The organism is Streptomyces zagrosensis, from assembly GCF_014203645.1.
Lineage (GTDB): Bacteria > Actinomycetota > Actinomycetes > Streptomycetales > Streptomycetaceae > Streptomyces > Streptomyces zagrosensis.
Genome location: NZ_JACHJL010000008.1, coordinates 93780 through 112080, shown reverse-complemented (window position 1 = coordinate 112080; position 18301 = coordinate 93780). Strand labels below are relative to the sequence as shown.

Genomic DNA, 18301 nt, shown 5'->3' with positions numbered 1-18301 from the left:
CCCCCTAGGCAGGCCCTTTGGGCCTGCGGTCCGCGCGCCGGCCGGAAGCCGAACGGTGCGCATCAGTAAGCCCCATGCCCGTAGACCACCGCACGCAGCGTCTTCCACAAGATCATCGCGTCCAGGGCGAGCGACCAGTCCTCCACGTACCGAAGGTCCAGCCGGACCGCCTCCTCCCATGGCAGGTCGCTGCGTCCGCTGATCTGCCACAGGCCGGTGAGCCCGGGCTTGACCAGCAGCCGCCGCCGGATGTCCGGGCCGTAGGCAGCGGACTCCTCCGGTAGCGGGGGCCGCGGACCGACGAGCGACATCGATCCGGTGAGTACGTTGAACAACTGCGGGAGCTCGTCGATCGAGTACCGGCGCAGCGCTGCTCCCACCCGGGTCACCCGCGGGTCCTGGCGGAGCTTGAACAGCAGACCGGCGCCCTCGTCGCGGTCGGCCAGCTCGGCACGCGCCCCGTCAGCTCCGGCGACCATGGTGCGGAACTTGCAGATGGTGAACTCGCGGCCGGCCCTGCCGACTCTGCGCTGGCGGTAGAAGGCCCCACCGCGACTGTCCATCAGCACGAGCAGCCCGACGAGCACCATCAGCGGTGCGAACAGCATCAACAAGATCGCCGCGCCCACCCGATCGACGACCTCTTTGACTACCCGGCGGCCCCCGGTGAAGGCCGGCATGCTGACCCGCAGCAGCGGAATACCGAGTACCGCGTCGACGTGCAACCGCGGGCCGGCCACCTCCATCAGCACGGGGGCCACGACCATCTCGGCATCGCTGCCTTCGAGGTTCCAGGCCAGCCGTTGCAGCCGGTCCGGTGACCAGTGCGGGTCCGGTGTGACCGCGACGACGCGGTAGCCGTCGCGGTGGACGTGGCCCGCGACGTCCGTCAGTCGGCCGACGACCGGCACGCCGTCCAGTTGGTCACCGTCGAGCCCAAGACCGTCCGTTGTGCATACCGCATCCACGCGCCAGCCCAGGTGCGGCGACTTGCGGGACCGGGTGATCAAGTCCTGCACGGTGGCCAGGCTCCCGGCAGCGAGCACCGGCCGCAGGCACCGTCCTGCCTTTCGCTGTTTGTGCAGCGAAAGGCGCAGCAGATACCGCGCGATCATGGTGACGAGCGCGATCGCGGGAATCGCGACGAAGATCCAGAGCTTGATGTTGCGCGAGGTGAGGGCGATCCCACCGAGCGCCAGGACGACGACCGCCGTGAACAGTGAGCGTCCGAGCCGGCGGAACTCCTCGGCACCTTGGCCGAGCACGACCGGAGCCCACGCCCGGCTCATCGCAAGCGCTCCCAGCACCAGCAGTTCGGTGCCGAAAGCGAGAATGCCCCATTTCTCATGCCAGTTGGCCGCGTCCCGGGCCCCGAAGAAGATGCCGATCGCCGCCACCACGATTGCGGTGGCCACGGTATCGCTGGTGATCACGGTACGGCGGTACCGCTGTTCCCAGTCGCTCGCGGGCCGGCTGATTTCCCCGTTCATCAAACGCTCGCGCGCCGACGGAAACGGGCTGGTTAACCCTCCTTGCCGCACAGAACCCCCCCAGGTCCCCAGTGGTTCGACGTGTTCGTCGCACACTGCTCTTCGCCGCGAAAGAAACCCGACCCCCGCGCACGACATTCCCGGCTATTTCGGCGTTACTTGAACAACCCGCCTCTGGCGGCGGCGAACTCGCGTGTCCTGACCAGATTTTCGACGTGCGCGCAGACCCGCCGAAACCTCGGGTGCTCCCCACACCCAAGATCCTCATGGGCACTGCGAATTGCTCACCCCACGTGCAACGCGGGGGATGTGACTGCTGGCTTTCCACCTCGCCAGACCTGTAGATCATTATTTGATCGCTTCGTGCCCGAACGGCCGAAGCACGGTCAATCTAGACCATCGTTGCCACTATGTAGAGGGGATGTGTGGAAATTGCGCTCGAACTTTGAGGCTGTTTTGAACGATCGGTGACGGCCTAGGAGTGCTGTGCCGCCGCCGCGCACTCCAGCGGCCCGCCCGGCCCGGGCGCGGCTTGTGCCCCGGTAGCGATCGGCGGGCCAGAACGGGCCCTCAACAGGGCCTAGTTCGGCAGCGATCTCGCAAGGTGGGTGCGCCGATCCCAGGAGTCCTCCGCCGCTCACGACCCTGCCCCAGCCTGGGTGACTGCCGGAACGAGCGCAGCCCCTGGTACACAAGGGAGACCCGGACCGGCCTGTCGGTGCGCCGGGCATCGCTCACCTGAACCTTGCCGCCCGGGTGATGAGGGCGTACGGACACGCGTACCGGTACGCCGGGCGTCTTGGCGCGGGCCGTCCGACGCCGGCCCACGAAGGCCGGTCCACGAAGCCCGGTCCCATGAAGCCCGGTCCCATGAAGCCCGGTCCCACGCTGGCGCGGGACCGGGCTCCGGCCGCTGGAGGGACACCGGTGAAACGCTTCGCCACCGTGCGGCCAAGTACCGGATGAAGGGACCACCGAGCATCTTGGAGGCAACGGGTGCCCTTGATACCCAAACGGGCCGCAGTGCCCGAACGACAGGCGAGCCGCGCCGCGCCACCGAGCGCCGCCACATTCGCGACGTTCTACGAGGAGAACTTCGACGCCGTCCTCGGCTTCGTGACCCGCCGTACGAACTGCCCCCAGGTCGCCGCTGACCTCACCGCCGACATCTTCGTCGCCGCGCTGGAGGCCGCAGGCCAGTACGACCCGAGGCGCGGGGCGCCCGCCGCTTGGCTGCACGGCATCGCCCGCAACGTCCTGTGCTCCCACTACCGGGGCAGCGCCCGTGAACAGCACGCCGTGGCCCGGCTGAACGGGCGTCGGCTGCTGGGTGAGGAAGACATCGCCGCGCTGGAGGAGCGGATCGACGCGGAAGGGGCGGCACGCGAGTTGGTCGAGCGGCACAGAGCGCTGAGCGAGCCGCTGCGCGAGGTCCTGGATCTGGTGGCCGTGGACGGCCTCACCCCACGCGAAGCCGCCCAGGCGCTTGGCCTCAACCAGGCGACGGTACGGGTCCGCCTGCACCGCGCCAAGCGCGCGCTGCGCGCCGAACGGCCGTTCACCGCCGAACGTAAAGAACCCATCATGGAGGTTGTCTCGTGAACACGCCCACCGAATTCAAGCAACTCCTGGCGTCTGAACTGTCCGTCATGGCGGCCGAAGCGGCTCCCGATCAGGCCCCTTCGGCCCCCACCCGCCGCCGTCGCGCCCCGCTCGCCATCGCGGCGGTGGCCACGGCCGCCGCCGCCGCGGTGATCGTGCCGACGGTGAGCGGTTCGGGCAGCACACCCGCGTATGCGGTGACCGAGCAGGATGACGGCTCGGTGATCTTGGACCTGCGGCGCGCCGAGGGGCTGCCCGGCCTCCAGCGAGAGTTGAAGAAGCTGCACCTTCCGGCGGTCGCCCTGGAGGGTGACGAGAACTGCTCCAAGGGGCACCCCGGGATTGGGACGTACGCGACGGCGTTTGCCGTGATGAAATACCCGTCCGCTCCGGGCAAGGCCCGTATCTACCCGGACGTGATACCGAAGGGCACGTGGGTGGGCGGCAAGTACTACCCCCCCGCGACACTGCTCCTCGTGGCGGAGTTCAAGGACAACGGCAAGGTCAAGGGCTTGTCGGACTGGCTGGTGACGGACGTGCCGTCCTGTAGCAAGCCTGGCTACCCCGACCGGGGCTGATCAGCGGCCGAAGCCGCGGGGTGACGCCCGCGGCTTCGCGCCACGCGTCACACACACCACCCGATCACCGAGTTCTGCCACGTGCCGTCCACAGACGTGAGTGCGCAACGGCCACTCAGGCAGGTGCGGTTCCTGCCGGGGCCGGGACACCGGCCGCGGACGGACCGATGCCTCGCCCTGACCGCCGGTGCAGAGCGGCACACTGGACGGCCGGGCCGCGTGCGGCGGGCGTGAGGCCAGAAAGGTTTGCGGGGTGTCTCGGTGGATTTCGGTTCAGTGATCATCGCAGTGGCCGGTGTCGCGGGGACGTTGGGAGGCTCGTTGCTTACCCAGCGAGGCTCCGAACGGGCCAGGCGCCGGGAGTTGGATCTCGTTCGCGACCGTGATGAGATACGCGAGAACCGTGCTCAGCGACGTATCTGCTACGTAGAACTGAACCGAGACGCCCGCCAGTTCACCACGGCATTGAACCGTCACCTGCACGTCATGCGGGAGCGCGACGTGCAGGACGCGGACACACAGGCACTGGAAGAAGCGAAGAACGCTCACCGCGATCGATACTCCGAGGCCCAGATGACCGCCCCACAGGAGGTGCTCAGTCGGGCGAGTGCCGTCAACCAAGCCTTGAACACGGTCTATGGGCACGTCAAACGCCTCGAAAAAGGCACCCCCGGACCAGGCGAGTCGATGGAAACCGCGTCCCAAGCCCAGCACGAACTCTGGGACATACTCCGCAGCATGAGGGCCACCATGCGCCATGACCTCGGCGTACGTGGGGACTGAGAGACGACCATCCACACCATCCGCTCGCGGCTGGGTGACCCGGGCGACCAGCCGATGCGAGCCTTCCAGAGCACGTGGCGACCCGACCCCGACGCCATGCGGCAGCCGTGCTCGGGTACGTGGCGCAGCCAGCGGGGCAAGGCTCAGGGGCCGGCTGTGCTGTCCCACAGGTTCGGTGAGCGGGATCAACACGTCGATGAAGGCGGCCGTACCGAAGCATCACCGACCAGGTGACGACCGGCCAGGTTGCGCCGGTGCGGAGCACGTACGGCGTGACCACCGCCACGACAGCCTAAGAACCTCGGCGCCGACGACCGTCGGTTAGGCGGCGAGGCGGTTAGGCGGCGAGGCGGCGAGGCGTGTGCACGCGGACCGAGCGTGGCGGCCCGGCACGCGGGGGTTGTGGTCTCACGGTGCTGCTTCGCGACACGACAGCGGTGTCGGAGATCCACCCGAAGGCACGGCGGTGACTGCGGTAATCCAACACCGCGGGCGCACTGTCCGTGGCGAAGCGTTGGTCCGAGCAGGGGAGCGACCGACGTGCATCAGCGTGTCGGCTCATACGACTGCCATCCGAAGGCGCATCGTGCTGCTCACCGCTCACAACGAAAGGACATCTCATGCGTTCTGCCATCCGTCCGATCCTCGTCACGATCGCTGTTGCCGGGCTCTCCCTGGCCGGCGTGGCCTCCGCGCAGGCCTATGGCCACGACCACGGGCACGGGGGCTACGCGCACAGCCACCCGGTCCTCGCCGACGATGACGATGTGCGCGTGGAGGCGACGGACCGGTCGCACAACAGTGTCGACGACAGCTTGAACGGCAACATCGAGGACAGCTACAACGACTCCCTCCTCATCGGTGGCGCCAAGGAGTCCTGACCACTGGTCGACTCCGGCGGGGTACCCACCCCAGGCACGACGATGCGGCTCTGGGCAACGCGCCCAGAGCCGCATCGTCACGACGCGTATCGCCGTGCACACCGGCTCAGCCCCGCCTACAGCCGGCCCTATCGTGCGGCCAGGGCCGAACATCGCACGGGCCTCGTGAGTTGAGCCGTACCAGGCCGTTGCGGGCAGCAAGGTCGTCGGCTTGTCAGCTCAGGCGGCTCCGCGTTCGAGCCGTACAGGTCGCACTGGGAATGCGACATTCTGCTCCGAATGTCCCGCTGAGCAGGCATCGACACCTCGCCCTTCCAGTCGACGGGCCGCCCGGCCCACTACCAGCGCCGGGCGCCGCGGCGGCTTGGGCGTCTGCGCGAACAAGGTCAGGTGACAAGGCCACGCCGGGCAGGACTCAGCGGGATGCGGTTCTTCAGCCGCGATGGACGCTGACGGCATAGCCGCTGCCGTCGTAGGGGTGGGCATCCCACGTCGCGAAGCGGTTGACGAGGGTGAGGCCTGCCGCGGTGCAGTAGGCGTCGTACTGCGCCAGGGTGATGCTGGGCGGCACCGGCAGATGGGCTTCGTCCAGACCGAATCCGGCGGCCATGAGACCGCCCGGACGCAGGGCCGCGGCCAGGCGGCTGATCACCGTGGCCTCGGTGCCCGGGGCAAGCAGCGGAAAGATGTTGCCGGCGGCGACCACGAGGTCGAAGTTCGCGGCTACACCGAGCCCGGCCGGATCGAACTCGGACAAATCGGCCTGGAGCCAGGGCAGCTCCGGGGCCTGTCCGCGGGCCACCGCCAGCATGGAGGCGTCAAGGTCGATCCCGACACAGTCGTACCCGAGCTCCGCCAACCGGATCATGACGCGCCCGGTACCGCACCCGGCATCCAGCACCCGTGCTCCAGGGGGCACCAACGCGGCGCAAAACCGCGCCTCCCCGTGCATGTCCTTACCGCTGCCGGCCAGGGCCGCGAATCGGGCGGCGTAATCCTCGCCGGACGTCCCACCGGTCAGTTCTTCCCAACGGCTCATGAAGGACAGGGTAAATGAGCAGCGCGAGCGTTTACTGAGGCTGTCCGTGCAGCGGGGAAAGCGCGGGCGGCGATCGGCGAGAGGGCCGCCAGCCGCGGCCGTGCGACGCCGGACTTGGCTACGCAGCACCCGCCTCGGGCCCGACCACTACCGCGCCCGTCAAGGTCTTCCACTTCACCGGAACCGTCTACACTCGCCGCCCGCGCACACACAAGACCCTCGGCTACCTCACCCAGCCGAGACCGGTCAACGGCAACACCACGTCCGGAGGGCGCACACGGTGACGGTGAGCCTTCACCCCGCTGAGGAACACGTCATGGATGCTTACGCGAGCACGCCAGTGCTGGCCTCTCATACGCACGCTCACCGAGGAAGCGAGACTCCGGGCCGCTCCAAAGAGGGCCCCCGGATCTCTCCAGAGGAGGAGCTGCCTAAGCTCGTTCCTATCCACCAAGGAGGAGCTTGATGAAGATAGTGATACCTGGGGGAACCGGGCAGGTAGGCACGATCTTGAACCGGGCGCTGACCGCTGCGGGCCATGAGGTGGTGGTCCTGACCAGACGGCCGATGCGCGATCGAGAAGTTCGCTGGGACGGCCGGACGATGGGGCCGTGGGCCGAGGCGATCGATGGCAGCGAGGTCGTGGTCAACCTGGCGGGACGGAGCGTCAGTTGCCGTTACACCGCAACGAATCTCCAGGCCATGATGGACTCGCGCGTGCACTCCGCCCGACTGGTGGGTGAGGCGATCGCGTCCGCCTCCCAGCCCCCTCGGCTCTGGCTACAGATGAGCACGGCCACCGTCTACGCTCACCGCTTCGACGCACCCAACGATGAGGCGACCGGCGTGCTCGGCGGTACGGAACCCGATGTTCCCGGCTACTGGGCCTACAGCGTCGAGATCGCCAAGAACTGGGAGCAAGCGCAGGAGCGAGCCGAAACCCCGCACACCCGCAAGGTCGCCCTGCGTTCCGCCATGGTGATGAGCCCCGACCGTGGCGGCGTCTTCGACGTCCTGCTGTGGCTGGCACGGCTCGGGCTCGGCGGGCCGGTCGCAGGCGGCACACAGTATGTGTCCTGGATTCACGACCACGACTTCGTCCGTGCAGTCGAGTTCCTGGCCGACCGAGATGACGTGGCTGGACCGGTGAACCTCGCCGCTCCCCACCCTTTGCCGCACCGCGCGTTCATGCGCGCGCTACGCGCCTCGTGGGGCGTCCCAGTGGGCCTGCCCGCAACCAAGTGGATGGCCGAAATCGGCGCGCTCGCGCTGCGCTCGAATACCGAACTCCTATTGAAAAGCCGCCGTGTTGTACCTGGCCGGCTGCTCGAAGCGGGCTTCGTCTTCGACCACGCTGAGTGGCCGGGGGCCGCCGCCGACCTCGTGCGGCGCGTGCGCAGCGAACGCCGCCCCGGGTGAGCGCCCCGCCCAACCGGGTTGAGGGCGGTCTCGCGGCTCCGGGCTCTACGTTTCGCGACCGCCGCGAACCGGGCCACGGCATATTGCCAGGAGGTCCGCAGGAAGCTTGAGTACACCGCTGTTGCCACGGCCTTCTGCGGAGAGTCCTTCACCCTGAGCGAGCTACGCGCCGTCTACGAAGCGATCTGGGGGCAACATCTGGACCCGAGCAACTTCCGCCGCAAGGTGCTCAACACCGCGGGGTTGGTGCAGCCCACGGGGGAACAGCGGCTGCCCCCCACCGGACGTCCGGCCGCCCTCTACCGCCGGGGGAGCGCATGGCTGCTCAGCCCACCTCTGCTGCGCGGCATCGGGCACACCGCGTAGCGGCGCTCGGGGCGCCGCGTACGGAGTGCTGGTCGTGTGCGCTCGCGCCCCGGCCGCGGCAACTCGTAAGCCGGGGCGCCCGGTACTCACTCGCGCGTGAAGATCCCCAGTGCGTCGTACGCGATCCAAGAACCGCTGGTCTTGCGCAGCCGCAACACGTTCTCACCAGCGGTGAACAGCCCCGCGGACAGCGGGAACTCGTAGTACGAAGGCTTGAGCGCGCTGTCGGGGCGGGTGGCGTCGCCCTCGACCGAGCCGCGGGTGGCGCCGCCGCGGAACTTCAGGGTGTGTACGGGGCGGCCGTTGAGGGTCACCTCGGCGGCGCCCGCAGCGGACGCGTGCGAGTCGATCAGCCAGAGCGCACAGGCCAGGTCGCTTTTCGGGGCAGCGTCCAGGTCGAAGCGGAGCGCGAAGGTGTGCTCCTTGCGGCCGGCCCAGGAGTCGCCCGGCCCCGGGTGGAGATAGCACCAGTCGCGGCCGGGTGTGGAGGTGCCGTATCGATAGTCAACGCCGTTGGGGAAGGTGGCGGAGTAGCGCGCACTGAGGCCCGGCGACAGTGCGAACTCCAGGCCCTTGTGGTCGAAGTCACCGACCTGCGCCACCGCACGCCCGGCCGCCACGGAGCGTTCGTTCATCGCCGATACGGGGCGCGTGGGCCGGGTCCGCGCGCCGGAGGCGACGACGGCGACAACGGCGTAGTGCCGGGTCCGCGGCTCGGGGCCCACCCGGTGGGTGAGGTGCGGGTACAGGGTGCGTCCCAGCAGAGTCGTTGAGCCGGGGAGGCTCTTTGCCTGGCCGGCGCGGTCGAAGACGTACACCTCGTAGTGATCGACGAGCTGCCCGCGGGGCGGCCGGTAGGAGTGCCAGGCCAGTTCGACGGTGGCGAGCCCCCCGGTGGCGGTGAGGCCGGAGATGCTACCGGGCGCCTGGCCCGCGGGTCCGTGCCCCGAACGTGTCGCGGACGCAGGAGTCATGGCCGGGGGAGTCGTGTCGGTCATGGTCAGCTCACCTTCTGCATGCCGGGGCGGCCGTGCTCGACCTCGAAGCGGTCGAGGGAGATGCCGGGCGCCTGGTTGTCGGCACGGATGTACGGGACGGCGCGGTACTCGGCGGTGATCGCACCCGCGTCGGCGTGGCCCAGGACGTAGCCGCGACGGCCGTCGTAGAACTTCATCCAGGGGTGCTGCATCCAGTCCTTCGTGTAGTTGTCGGTCGGTGCGCCGTCACCGTCGGAGGCGATCGAGGTCACGAGGAACTCGCTGCTCACGACGGCGGACTTGGGATCGGCGAAGTCGGCGAGCAGGTCGCCGGCGATGGAGCGGTGGCAGTCACCGGTGAAGACGACGGAGGGCGCTACGCCCCGCTCGCCCAGCACGTCGAGCAGGCGCTGCCGCGCGGCCGGGTAGCCGTCCCACTGATCGACGCGGTTCTCGGTCACCTTGACCATGCCGACCTGCTGGAGCAGCAGGTTCCAGCGGGTGTCGGACGTGCGCAGACCGCGGTACAGCCACCGCTCCTGCGCGGCTCCGAGCATCGTGCGACCGGGTGCGTACTGCTCGTCGGTGTTCGCGGGCTTGGAGTCGCGGTACTGACGGGCGTCGAGGACATGCAGGGTGGCAAGGCCGCCGTAACGCAGCCTGCGGTGCAGTTGCGCGTCGGGGCCGTGGGCGAGGGCGAGCGGGGGCAGCGGGCAGTTCTCGTAGTACGCGCGGTACGCCACGGCCCGGCGCAGCAGGAAGTCTTCCTCGCTCAGGCCGTAGTACGACTTCTCGTCGGCGTAGTCGTTTTGCACCTCGTGGTCGTCCGGGGTGAGTATCCAGGGTGCCGCCGCGTGCGCTGCCTGAAGGTCGGGATCGCTCTTGAACAGGGAGTAGCGCACCCGGTAGTCGGCGAGGGTGTTGGTCTCCCGTTCGTGCCGGGCCCCGGGCAGCGGGGCGTTGCGCTCCATGTTGGCGGCGGAGATGCCGTACTCGTATATGTAGTCGCCGAGGAAGAACACCACGTCGGGGTCCTTGGCGACCAGATCACGGTACGCGGAAAAGTGGCCGTGGTACCACGCCTGGCAGGAGGCGGTGGCGAAGGTGAACGCGCCGCCGGAGCGGGCGTGGGGTGCGGTGCGGAACCGGCCGACGGGGCTGGTGTGGCCCTGGGCGCGGAACCGGTAGAAGTGCTGACGCCCCGGCCGCAGGCCGTGCACCTGCGGGTGTACGGAGTGCCCCAGCTCGGGCAGGGCCGTCACGGTGCCGGATCGCACGACGCGGCGAAAGCGCTCGTCCTCGGCGACCTGCCACCGTACGTCGTACCCTGCGCGGGGCATGCCGCCGTGTCCGTCATCGGCCAGGGGCTCGGGCGCCAGCCTGGTCCACAGCACACAGCCGTCCGACGTCGGCTCACCGCTGGCCACACCGAGGCGGAACGGTTCGTCGCGCAGCCGCGGAGCACCACCCGCCGCCTCCGCCTGTCCGGCCAGTCCGGCACCGGCGAGCAGCGCGCCGATGCCGACGCCGGCCGCCTGAAGGAACGAGCGTCGGTCCGGGCCGGAGGACGAAGGGGGTACAGAACTCATAGGTCTCTCCCAGGCGTTATGACGATCCCGGAAGATCGTCAACGTCTGGGGTGGCCGGAGCGCGGCGGACAGGTGAAGACGGGCGGGACGGGAGTGGACCGTTGAGGCCCGCGCTGCGACCGTGACCGGCGCATTGCCCCGCCCAGGGGGCGATCGTTCGAGGCGCGACGGTCCTAGGACGAGGACTGCCTCGGCCGTACGAGCCTCGCCTGGCCGCCTGACTCGGACGGCCGAGCGTCTTGTGCGTACCGGCTCGTCGAGGAATAAACAGCACGCCGGGGGAACTCCCGGGTTCGATACGATGACGGCGGCTTGCAGACCCGACCGGTCACCGTGCGTGACACGACCGAGTGACCTGGGTGGTCGCGTCTGCTGCCGCCTCCCGACTTGGGCCCGCCGCGGCACTGCCACCGGCGCCGTACGTAGAGATGGAGCATCCAAGGATGGCTCGACACCTGGTCACCAGCGCGCTTCCCTACATCAACGGGATCAAGCACCTGGGCAACATGGTGGGGTCGATGCTTCCGGCGGATGTGTACTCCCGGTACCTGCGCCAGCGTGGTCACGACGTCCTGTACATCTGTGCAACCGACGAGCACGGAACGCCGGCCGAGTTGGCGGCCAAGGAGGCCGGACTGGCGGTGGCCGAGTTCTGCGCACAGGCCCACCATGCGCAAAAGGCCGTGTACGACGGCTTCCAGCTGGCTTTCGACTACTTCGGCCGCAGCTCCTCGCAGCAGAACGTTGAGATCACGCAGCACTTCGCGCGTCAGTTGCACAAGAACGGCTTCATCGAGGAGCGGGCGATCCGCCAGGTGTACTCGCCTGTTGATGGCCGTTTCCTGCCGGACCGGTACGTCGAGGGCACCTGCCCGCACTGTGGCTACGACAAGGCCCGCGGTGACCAGTGCGAGAACTGCACCCGCGTTCTGGACCCGACCGACCTGATCGCCCCGCGCTCGGCGATCGGCGGTTCCACGGAGCTGGAGGTTCGCGAGACCAGGCACCTGTTTCTGCTCCAGTCCAAGCTCCAGCACGAGGTCGAGGCGTGGGTGGCGCTGCACGAGGAGCAGTGGCCACAGCTTTCCTCGTCCATCGCCCGTAAGTGGCTGACCGAGGGCCTGCACGACCGTGCCATCACCAGGGACCTGGACTGGGGCGTCCCGGTCCCAGCCGACACCTGGCCAGAGCTCGCAGCCGAGAACAAGGTGTTCTACGTCTGGTTCGACGCACCGATCGAATACATCGGCGCGACGAAGGAGTGGTCGGACGCTGCCCCGCACGGCGAGAAGCGCGACTGGAAGTCGTGGTGGTACGAGGCCGACGACACGGTGCGCTACACCCAGTTCATGGCCAAGGACAACGTCCCCTTCCACACGGTGATGTTCCCCGCCACCGAGCTCGGCGTCCGCGAGCCGTGGAAGAAGGTCGATGTCGTCAAGGGCTTCAACTGGCTGACGTACTACGGCGGCAAGTTCTCCACCTCCCAAAAGCGCGGTGTCTTCACCGACTCCGCCCTGGAGCTGTTGCCCGCGGACTACTGGCGCTACTTCTTGATCGCCAACGCCCCCGAGTCCGACGACTCGTCGTTCACCTGGGAGCACTTCGCCGCCACGGTCAACAAGGACCTGGCCGACACCCTGGGCAACTTCGTCAACCGCGTGCTGTCCTTCTCCCGCAAGCGGTTCGGCGACGACGTCCCCGCAGGCAATGCGGCCGGCCAGGCGGAGGAGAAGCTGGGCGAGGAGATCGCACGCCTCCTGGCCGAGTACGAGGAGTACATGGAGGCCCTCCAGTACCGCAAGGCCGGGGCCGCGCTGCGCGCCCTGTGGTCGGCGGGCAACTCCTACCTGGAGGAGGAGGCCCCCTGGCTGGAGATCAAAACCGACCCGCAGGGCGCCGCGCTCACCCTGCGTACGGCGATGAACCTCATCCACCTGTACGCGATTGTCTCCGAGCCGTTCATTCCAGCATCGGCCGCCGCCATGCGGGGCGCCTTCGCTCTGGAGAGCGACACCGCGACCTGGGTGACTGCCGAGCAGGCCAAGTCCCTGGACGCTGTCCCGGCAGGCACAGCCTTCACCGTGCCGCCGGTGCTCTTCGCGAAGATCGCGCAGGAGGACCTGGAGTCCTACCGCGCGCGCTTCGGCGGAGCCGACGCATAAGGGCGCTTCTCGCGCCTGGACCGGCCCCCGCCCGGCCTCATCGGGCGGTACGCGCCCGGGCGAGGTGCCCGGCGAGGTCAGTTGGCGGGCAGGTTCATCGGCTTGGCCCGTCGGCTTGGCTCATGGCGGATGCCCTCCCAGCAGAAGATGCCGGAAGCGCGGACAACAGCGAGGTTGCAGACGGCCATCGCGGCCAGGCCCGCTACGAGCAGTCGGCGGTCGTGGAAGGAGAGCCACGACAACAGGGCTGGTGTACGGAAGCAGCAAGCCAGCCCGGGGGCAAGAGCACCGCTGCGGCCCGGAGCGCTGTGGATCGATGGCCTGGGGCACGTCGTGGTCGCTCGTGGTGCCTGGCTGCGCTGTGGGCACCGAACGGTGCGGCGCTCTCACCGATCGAACAGGTCTCCTTGAACGTAGCCGATGACGTTCCGCGCGCCCTGCCCGTCAGCCGCAGGTGCTTCCGATAGGAGCCGCTGACCTTCCGGCCCTTGAGTCTCATGCCGTGGCCGGCGCTCTGGCCGTCTGCGTGGCTACCCTTTGCTGTGGCCACCTTGTAGTGAACGGGACAGCACAGTTGGGGTTCAGCCCATTTCCTCGCGGGCGGCCTTGAGATCGTCCACTAGGAACACGTCCTGGGACCATTGCCCCGGCCATGCCGCGAGAACCAGATCCTTCGGTGTCGCCTGTGCGAGCATCGCCCGCTTGTCGGATATGCGGGTCGCTTGTGTGACGGTCCCCCTCGCGTCGATCCGGATCAGAGTCACGGTCTGGCCACGCCAGGGAAACCCAACGTCCACAGTGCTGGTGCGGCGGAGGGATGAAGCGTCGAACTCGGCGAACTGTGGCATGACGTGACTCCCCTTATCGGCAGTTCCCGCTAGGCGGGGTGGTAGCTGTATGTGTCTTGCCGTGCACGGTAGATCACCTCTGTACGTCTCAGTAAGGTGCTGGCACCGTCATCAAAGTGCGGGATGCGTGATCGACCTGTCAGCGATGATTCGCTTCACCTGGTCAGCGATGATTCGCTTCACCTGGCAACCGCGGATCGCGGACACCGGCGCCCCCATGCTGATAGCCGGTGACGAGGTGGCCATCGAGCGCTGAAGTGCCCCCAGATGCGGCAGCCGGATTGGACATCAGCCGTGTGCGTAACACCGATGACGGCACAGCCGTGTGCGTAACACCGATGACGGCACAGCGTTTCGGACTCATGTCGTGCGCACGATACGTGTGCCGGGTTGTTCAATCGCCGCGCAAGGTCCCTCTGCTTCCATGTGTGTCTTCCCCCGCGGTGGCTGAGTGTTTTCAGGGTGGCCCCTGACCGGGTGACGGGCCTCGGTCCGCAACGCACGATGCTCCTGCGCCTGAGAGAGAGGTGTTCGACGTCTCAACTCATCAGCACGGAAGACTCGTTGGATGCCTATCTGCCGCACTCGACCTGCCTCGCGCTGTGGTCGAGTGGGTAACCATGCTCATCGTCACCTGTGAGGGTGACCGCCGTTGCAAGCTCCCGACGCACCAGCGTGCCCTCGTAGGACTGATCTACTTGCGCCGGCACGACACGCTCGCGCAGTGCGCCACCGGGTTCGGCATAAGCCTCGGCACCGCCCACGCCTACGTGACAACTGTCGTGGACCAGTTGTCCCCCGGGCGTCCGGGCTGCTGTGGGCTTTGCGGGAAAACCGATCCCGAGTACGCCCTGCCGATGGGACGCTTGCCGAGTGCGACCGGGTCCAAGACCGCCCGGCTGACTTCTCACAAAAGCACCGTCACCACGGCGTGAACGTGCAGGTCAATGCCCATGCTGTGGGCGAGTCGCGATGGATCTCCTCGTGCTGCTGGGCCGCACCCACCACCCGACCGCGGCGCGGCCCACACCCACCGCATCCTCCCCATCCGCGAACGCCAGGGCGTTCCCGTCCTCGCCGACCGCGCCTACATCCAAGCTGGCTCGGGTCACACCTTCTTGACGACGATCGTGTCCGGGACCAGTTTCTCCAGGTCGTCAACGTCCGACGTGAATACGGTGACCTGTCCCTTCTGCTGTCGCGCGATTACGGCGAGCACGGCGTCGATCGCGTACTTGTGGCCGTGCAACTTGGCGTCGGCCAGGAGCCGGCGTGCCTGGCGGGCCTCGTCCTTCCCGACGGCGGCGACCTGGAGCCGGGACAGTACCCAGTCCCAGCGTCGTTCGGTCGTTCTGCCGTCGTACGCCTCGACCAGTGTCATCGGCGATGTCACCACCTCGGTCCCCCCACGCGCCGCCAGGTCGAGCCAGGCAATCATCTTCCGGTCGCCGCGCACGGCCAGGGAAAGAGCTTCGCGATCCAGGACGAAGACACGGAGCGGCCTCTGCCCGTGCTCACCGGCTCGCTTCTTCACGCAGCCTCTCCGGCGTTGTGCTTTCCGGACGCGCGGCGTCGCTCGTGTTCGGCGTCGAGATCCTCCAGCTCGTCGAGGGCTGCCACACGCTCGTCCTCAGTCACGGGGCCGTGTTCTTCCTGGAGCCAGTCGGCCAGTTCCAGGAGCCGGTCCCGGTCGCGCTTGAAGCGCAGCGTCTCGGCGACGTATGCCGACATGCCCCGCTCTGTCGCGTCCGCGCGGATCTCGTCCAGGAGATCTTCGGGGATCGTCACGGTTACCTTCTTCGTTGCCATACAAGGGACCATGCTCTTGGTATCACGCTCCTTACCGGTGGAGCGCGATCGCGATTCGACGGTCGGGCGGCCGTGGCAGGGCGCGAGCTGCCGGGGCATACCTGACTGGTGAGCCAAAAGCGTGAGATCGCGGCGCCGACTGGCTGGTGGCAACCGGGCACCCGTTGGCGCGCATCCACGATGACGACGAGTGGCTCGACCGCTTCGAGACCGCCATGCGCGGCCTGCCCGACCGGCAGAGGCAGCATTCGCTGCTCCCTTCGCTGCATGCCTTCGCAAGGCCGGCGAAGCCCCTGCCAGCGCACCGAATTCGCGCGGCAGTGCGGGCCGCCGGCCTCAACAAGGAGAACGACATCCCCATCTGTCGCAGGGCCTGATCACCAAGTACCCGGCGATGTCATGGTGCGGTGTTCTCACCGGGTCAACGCGAGCAGTTCATCAATCACCGGCTCCTCACCACCGTTACCGAGGTGAGCGATGGCGGAGAACGGCGCGATCACCTGGCTCCAGGCGTGGAGCCGGTCGCCATCGAGCCCGCACGCCGCCGCCACGCGTGCGCAGCGGGTCTCGACGCCCTCCAGCCCGGCGCCGGCCACGACGTAGTCCACGGCGTCGAAACACGGATCACCCACGCAGGCCTTCGGATCGATGGCCATCAGACCGCGCTTCGCGCCACCGTCGAGTACGTTGCCCAGGTGCAGGTCACCGTGGAGCAACACGGTTGTCGCTTCCGTGTCCAGCAGCCGCTCACACCGCTGGATGGCCCTGCTCCACGCAGTGACATCCATACGTGCGCTGATCGCAGGCTCGGACAGCCGCCTACCGACACGAGCGAACGCCTCCTCGCACCGGTCGCGCAGCGCACGCGGTGGCCGTGGAGGTGGAGCGACCCCGTGCAACGCGGCGAGCAGATCCGACCACTGCCCGGGAAGCGAAGCCGCAGGCATGTCCTCGGCCGGCGTTCCGGGCACGACCTCTTCCAACACCATCGCGCCCGCGTCCGAGTCGGCGGCCAGTACAGCGGGCACCCGGCCCGACGCAGCGAACCACCCCAACATGGCGGCCTGCTCGACCAAAAGGGCCCGATCCGGACTGAGCTTCAGCACCGCAGGCGTGCCGTCGGGCCATCGGCACCGCAACGTGACCGACGCAGCACCCTCCGGGAGGAATTCACCGAGGGACAGGCCCCAACGGGACGACAACCGGGCCATCAGGTTCGGCGTGTCAGCGCACCATTCGGCAACCTGTGGGCCGAATCGGCGAACCAGCCGCGTGGTGACGCTGTCCACATCCACCAACAGTCGTCTCATCCGGGTTGGCCGCTCCGATTAGCGGGCGAGGGCACGTTCGCGGCTCCTCAGTCGAGACAAAATTCGTTGCCCTCGATGTCCTGCATCACGATGCACGACTCGTTGTCGTCATCGGCAAGCAGTAGTCGCACGCGTACCGCGCCGAGCGCGACCAGCCGGGTGCACTCGGCCTCAAGCGCGGCAAGGCGCTCGTCGCCCACGAGCCCCGTGCCGACCCGCACGTCGAGATGCACCCGATTCTTGACGACCTTGGCTTCGGGAACGCGCTGGAAGTACAGTCGCGGGCCCACACCTGAGGGGTCAAGACAGACGAACGATGAATCCTGCTGCTCAGGTGGCAGCGAGCGCGTGGCGTCGTCCCACGTAGCGAATCCCTCCGGCGGCGGCGGTACGACGTACCCCAATACCTCGCACCAGAAACGAGCGACGCGCTCGGGTTCTGCGCAGTCGAAGGTGATTTGAACCTGCCTGATCGATGCCATCGGCTCACCTTAGTGGCGCGTGCTGTGCACCGGGACTGCGGGTGTCATTGCCGGGGCGGGGTCGAGACCTCGCGTGACATGCATAGCGCCATCGGCGTCCAGCGCACCGAGGAACGGGTCCGCGACCTGCTGTCCACGGCCCGCCGTCACCTCCAGCGGGGTGGGGGGCTGGCCTCGCCCCCAGGGCGTACATGGTGCCGACGCCGGCGCGAGGGTTGCTCGGTAGGTACGGCATGATCCAGGCGGCGCCCACCGTGATCAGCGGGCACAGGGCGGCGACCAGACCCAGTGCGGTGCGGTGCGGTGCGCCAACCTAGGACCTCGTTGGTCGCGTTGCCCAGGGGCAAGCCGAGCCCGCGGCGGGCCGCGTTCGTGGCGGGCCGCGTTCGCGGAGTCCTGGGTCGCGCCGACCAGCCGGACCGATGTGTGGCTGCCATGAGACGGGCGTTGCCCTCAGCCGCGGGGCGGTTGCGTTAGTCATGGAGACGTATACGCAAGCCCGCGCGAAGACGCATACGCAAGCTCGCGGCAGGTTTATTGCCGTTTTTGCGCTATGCCGCGCCTCGCCATAGAAGCCAGCTTTCTGCTGGGTGAAGAGACCTTGTCAGGGCATTATTACCTTTCAGTGCCTTGCGATGCGTACGCGCCAACTTGCGCTACCCGTAGTGGCCGTTATCCGGTCATGGTGTCCGAGTCTGCGGACGCCGTTGGATGCTTCCCCGGCCGTAGCCCCACCTGCCTTATCCGGCGCCGTCGTCATCAATGGTCGGTCAACGGAAGCAGGTTTACGGTGAGTGGGGAATCTTGATTCATTGAGACGTTTTTGGTTTACGAGTCCCGGAGCGCCGTACTGGCTTCGCCACCTCAGCCGTATCGCACCGCCCACGCGATGAATGGCAGGGGCCTACGCGGCACCCGTCCCCCAGATACCACCCTTCCCGAGGCTCCGCCACATGAAGATCA

19 protein-coding genes and 1 pseudogene are annotated in these 18301 nt (G+C 68.0%); 10 read left to right on the top strand and 10 right to left on the bottom strand.

Annotation, left to right across the window (positions count from 1 at the left end; all coding sequences use genetic code 11):
• Positions 1–62: 62 nt before the first annotated feature.
• A complete protein-coding gene (locus FHS42_RS16920) occupies positions 63–1541 on the bottom strand; it encodes a sugar transferase (protein ID WP_184573068.1) in 1479 nt (492 codons plus the stop codon).
• Positions 1542–2486: 945 nt separating this feature from the next.
• Between FHS42_RS16920 and FHS42_RS16915 the strand changes: the two genes are divergently transcribed.
• The 4 genes from FHS42_RS16915 to FHS42_RS16900 all read left to right on the top strand — a co-directional run bounded on the left by FHS42_RS16915 (position 2487) and on the right by FHS42_RS16900 (position 5334).
• Positions 2487–3092 (top strand): RNA polymerase sigma factor, encoded by a 606-nt coding sequence (locus tag FHS42_RS16915; protein ID WP_312866914.1) that lies wholly within the window; start codon positions 2487–2489, stop codon positions 3090–3092.
• On the top strand, positions 3089–3670 hold the full coding sequence (locus FHS42_RS16910; RefSeq protein WP_184573067.1) for a hypothetical protein: 582 nt from the start codon (positions 3089–3091) through the stop codon (positions 3668–3670). Before FHS42_RS16915 ends, FHS42_RS16910 begins: the two co-directional genes overlap by 4 nt.
• 276 nt (positions 3671–3946) lie before the next feature.
• Positions 3947–4453 carry a hypothetical protein gene (locus tag FHS42_RS16905; protein WP_312866913.1) on the top strand — a complete coding sequence of 169 codons (507 nt, stop codon included), beginning with the start codon at positions 3947–3949 and terminating at the stop codon, positions 4451–4453.
• 620 nt (positions 4454–5073) lie between these two features.
• Positions 5074–5334, top strand: a complete 261-nt coding sequence (locus FHS42_RS16900) for a hypothetical protein (RefSeq protein ID WP_184573066.1) — start codon at positions 5074–5076, stop codon at positions 5332–5334.
• A gap of 433 nt (positions 5335–5767) precedes the next feature.
• Here the strand turns inward: FHS42_RS16900 and FHS42_RS16895 are convergent, their stop codons facing one another.
• A complete protein-coding gene (locus FHS42_RS16895) occupies positions 5768–6373 on the bottom strand; it encodes a class I SAM-dependent methyltransferase (protein WP_184573065.1) in 606 nt (201 codons plus the stop codon).
• 465 nt (positions 6374–6838) lie between these two features.
• On the opposite strand from FHS42_RS16895, the gene FHS42_RS16890 reads away from it, so the two are divergent.
• Together FHS42_RS16890 and FHS42_RS16885 are read left to right on the top strand one after the other, a co-directional pair.
• Positions 6839–7792, top strand: a complete 954-nt coding sequence (locus tag FHS42_RS16890) for a TIGR01777 family oxidoreductase (protein ID WP_184573064.1) — start codon at positions 6839–6841, stop codon at positions 7790–7792.
• Positions 7793–7810: 18 nt separating this feature from the next.
• On the top strand, positions 7811–8158 hold the full coding sequence (locus FHS42_RS16885; protein WP_246494906.1) for an NrtR DNA-binding winged helix domain-containing protein: 348 nt from the start codon (positions 7811–7813) through the stop codon (positions 8156–8158).
• A gap of 86 nt (positions 8159–8244) precedes the next feature.
• Here the strand turns inward: FHS42_RS16885 and FHS42_RS16880 are convergent, their stop codons facing one another.
• Both FHS42_RS16880 and FHS42_RS16875 read right to left on the bottom strand, forming a co-directional pair.
• A complete protein-coding gene (locus FHS42_RS16880; RefSeq protein WP_246494905.1) occupies positions 8245–9156 on the bottom strand; it encodes a polysaccharide lyase family protein in 912 nt (303 codons plus the stop codon).
• Between the two features lie 2 nt (positions 9157–9158).
• Positions 9159–10724: an alkaline phosphatase D family protein gene (locus tag FHS42_RS16875; protein WP_184573063.1), complete on the bottom strand. Its 1566-nt coding sequence runs from the start codon at positions 10722–10724 to the stop codon at positions 9159–9161.
• 443 nt (positions 10725–11167) lie between these two features.
• On the opposite strand from FHS42_RS16875, the gene metG reads away from it, so the two are divergent.
• The gene (metG, locus tag FHS42_RS16870) at positions 11168–12889 is read left to right on the top strand and encodes a methionine--tRNA ligase (RefSeq protein ID WP_184573062.1); all 1722 of its coding nucleotides are present in this window, start codon (positions 11168–11170) and stop codon (positions 12887–12889) included.
• 77 nt (positions 12890–12966) lie between these two features.
• Here metG and FHS42_RS16865 read toward each other — a convergent pair whose 3' ends face one another.
• Both FHS42_RS16865 and FHS42_RS16860 read right to left on the bottom strand, forming a co-directional pair.
• Complete coding sequence (locus tag FHS42_RS16865) at positions 12967–13131, bottom strand: hypothetical protein (RefSeq protein WP_184573061.1); 165 nt, start codon at positions 13129–13131, stop codon at positions 12967–12969.
• A gap of 339 nt (positions 13132–13470) precedes the next feature.
• A complete protein-coding gene (locus FHS42_RS16860; RefSeq protein ID WP_184573060.1) occupies positions 13471–13737 on the bottom strand; it encodes a hypothetical protein in 267 nt (88 codons plus the stop codon).
• 127 nt (positions 13738–13864) lie between these two features.
• Between FHS42_RS16860 and FHS42_RS38235 the strand changes: the two genes are divergently transcribed.
• Together FHS42_RS38235 and FHS42_RS16855 are read left to right on the top strand one after the other, a co-directional pair.
• On the top strand, positions 13865–13993 hold the full coding sequence (locus tag FHS42_RS38235; RefSeq protein WP_281392774.1) for a hypothetical protein: 129 nt from the start codon (positions 13865–13867) through the stop codon (positions 13991–13993).
• 364 nt (positions 13994–14357) lie between these two features.
• A pseudogene (locus FHS42_RS16855) lies at positions 14358–14840 on the top strand (transposase); the annotation flags it as partial.
• A gap of 5 nt (positions 14841–14845) precedes the next feature.
• On the opposite strand, the gene FHS42_RS16850 reads toward FHS42_RS16855, so the two are convergent.
• Together FHS42_RS16850 and FHS42_RS16845 are read right to left on the bottom strand one after the other, a co-directional pair.
• Entirely contained in the window at positions 14846–15271 is a 426-nt protein-coding gene (locus FHS42_RS16850; protein ID WP_184573058.1) for a PIN domain-containing protein, read from the bottom strand.
• The gene (locus FHS42_RS16845; RefSeq protein ID WP_184573057.1) at positions 15268–15546 is read right to left on the bottom strand and encodes a CopG family transcriptional regulator; all 279 of its coding nucleotides are present in this window, start codon (positions 15544–15546) and stop codon (positions 15268–15270) included. Before FHS42_RS16845 ends, FHS42_RS16850 begins: the two co-directional genes overlap by 4 nt.
• 146 nt (positions 15547–15692) lie before the next feature.
• Between FHS42_RS16845 and FHS42_RS16840 the strand changes: the two genes are divergently transcribed.
• The gene (locus FHS42_RS16840; RefSeq protein WP_184573056.1) at positions 15693–15923 is read left to right on the top strand and encodes a hypothetical protein; all 231 of its coding nucleotides are present in this window, start codon (positions 15693–15695) and stop codon (positions 15921–15923) included.
• Positions 15924–15959: 36 nt separating this feature from the next.
• On the opposite strand, the gene FHS42_RS16835 is transcribed toward FHS42_RS16840, so the two are convergent.
• Positions 15960–16856 carry an aminoglycoside phosphotransferase family protein gene (locus FHS42_RS16835; protein WP_221476588.1) on the bottom strand — a complete coding sequence of 299 codons (897 nt, stop codon included), beginning with the start codon at positions 16854–16856 and terminating at the stop codon, positions 15960–15962.
• 47 nt (positions 16857–16903) lie between these two features.
• Entirely contained in the window at positions 16904–17338 is a 435-nt protein-coding gene (locus FHS42_RS16830) for a VOC family protein (RefSeq protein WP_184573055.1), read from the bottom strand.
• Positions 17339–18301: the final 963 nt, after the last annotated feature.

Coding starts and splice junctions, on each gene's coding strand:
- FHS42_RS16900 (WP_184573066.1), top strand. CDS start 5,074: ATGCGTTCTGCCATCCGTCCGATCCTCGTCACGATCGCTGTTGCCGGG.
- FHS42_RS16895 (WP_184573065.1), bottom strand. CDS start 6,373: ATGAGCCGTTGGGAAGAACTGACCGGTGGGACGTCCGGCGAGGATTAC.
- FHS42_RS16890 (WP_184573064.1), top strand. CDS start 6,839: ATGAAGATAGTGATACCTGGGGGAACCGGGCAGGTAGGCACGATCTTG.
- FHS42_RS16880 (WP_246494905.1), bottom strand. CDS start 9,156: ATGACCGACACGACTCCCCCGGCCATGACTCCTGCGTCCGCGACACGT.
- FHS42_RS16875 (WP_184573063.1), bottom strand. CDS start 10,724: ATGAGTTCTGTACCCCCTTCGTCCTCCGGCCCGGACCGACGCTCGTTC.
- metG (WP_184573062.1), top strand. CDS start 11,168: ATGGCTCGACACCTGGTCACCAGCGCGCTTCCCTACATCAACGGGATC.
- FHS42_RS16860 (WP_184573060.1), bottom strand. CDS start 13,737: ATGCCACAGTTCGCCGAGTTCGACGCTTCATCCCTCCGCCGCACCAGC.
- FHS42_RS16845 (WP_184573057.1), bottom strand. CDS start 15,546: ATGGCAACGAAGAAGGTAACCGTGACGATCCCCGAAGATCTCCTGGAC.
- FHS42_RS16835 (WP_221476588.1), bottom strand. CDS start 16,856: ATGAGACGACTGTTGGTGGATGTGGACAGCGTCACCACGCGGCTGGTT.
- FHS42_RS16830 (WP_184573055.1), bottom strand. CDS start 17,338: ATGGCATCGATCAGGCAGGTTCAAATCACCTTCGACTGCGCAGAACCC.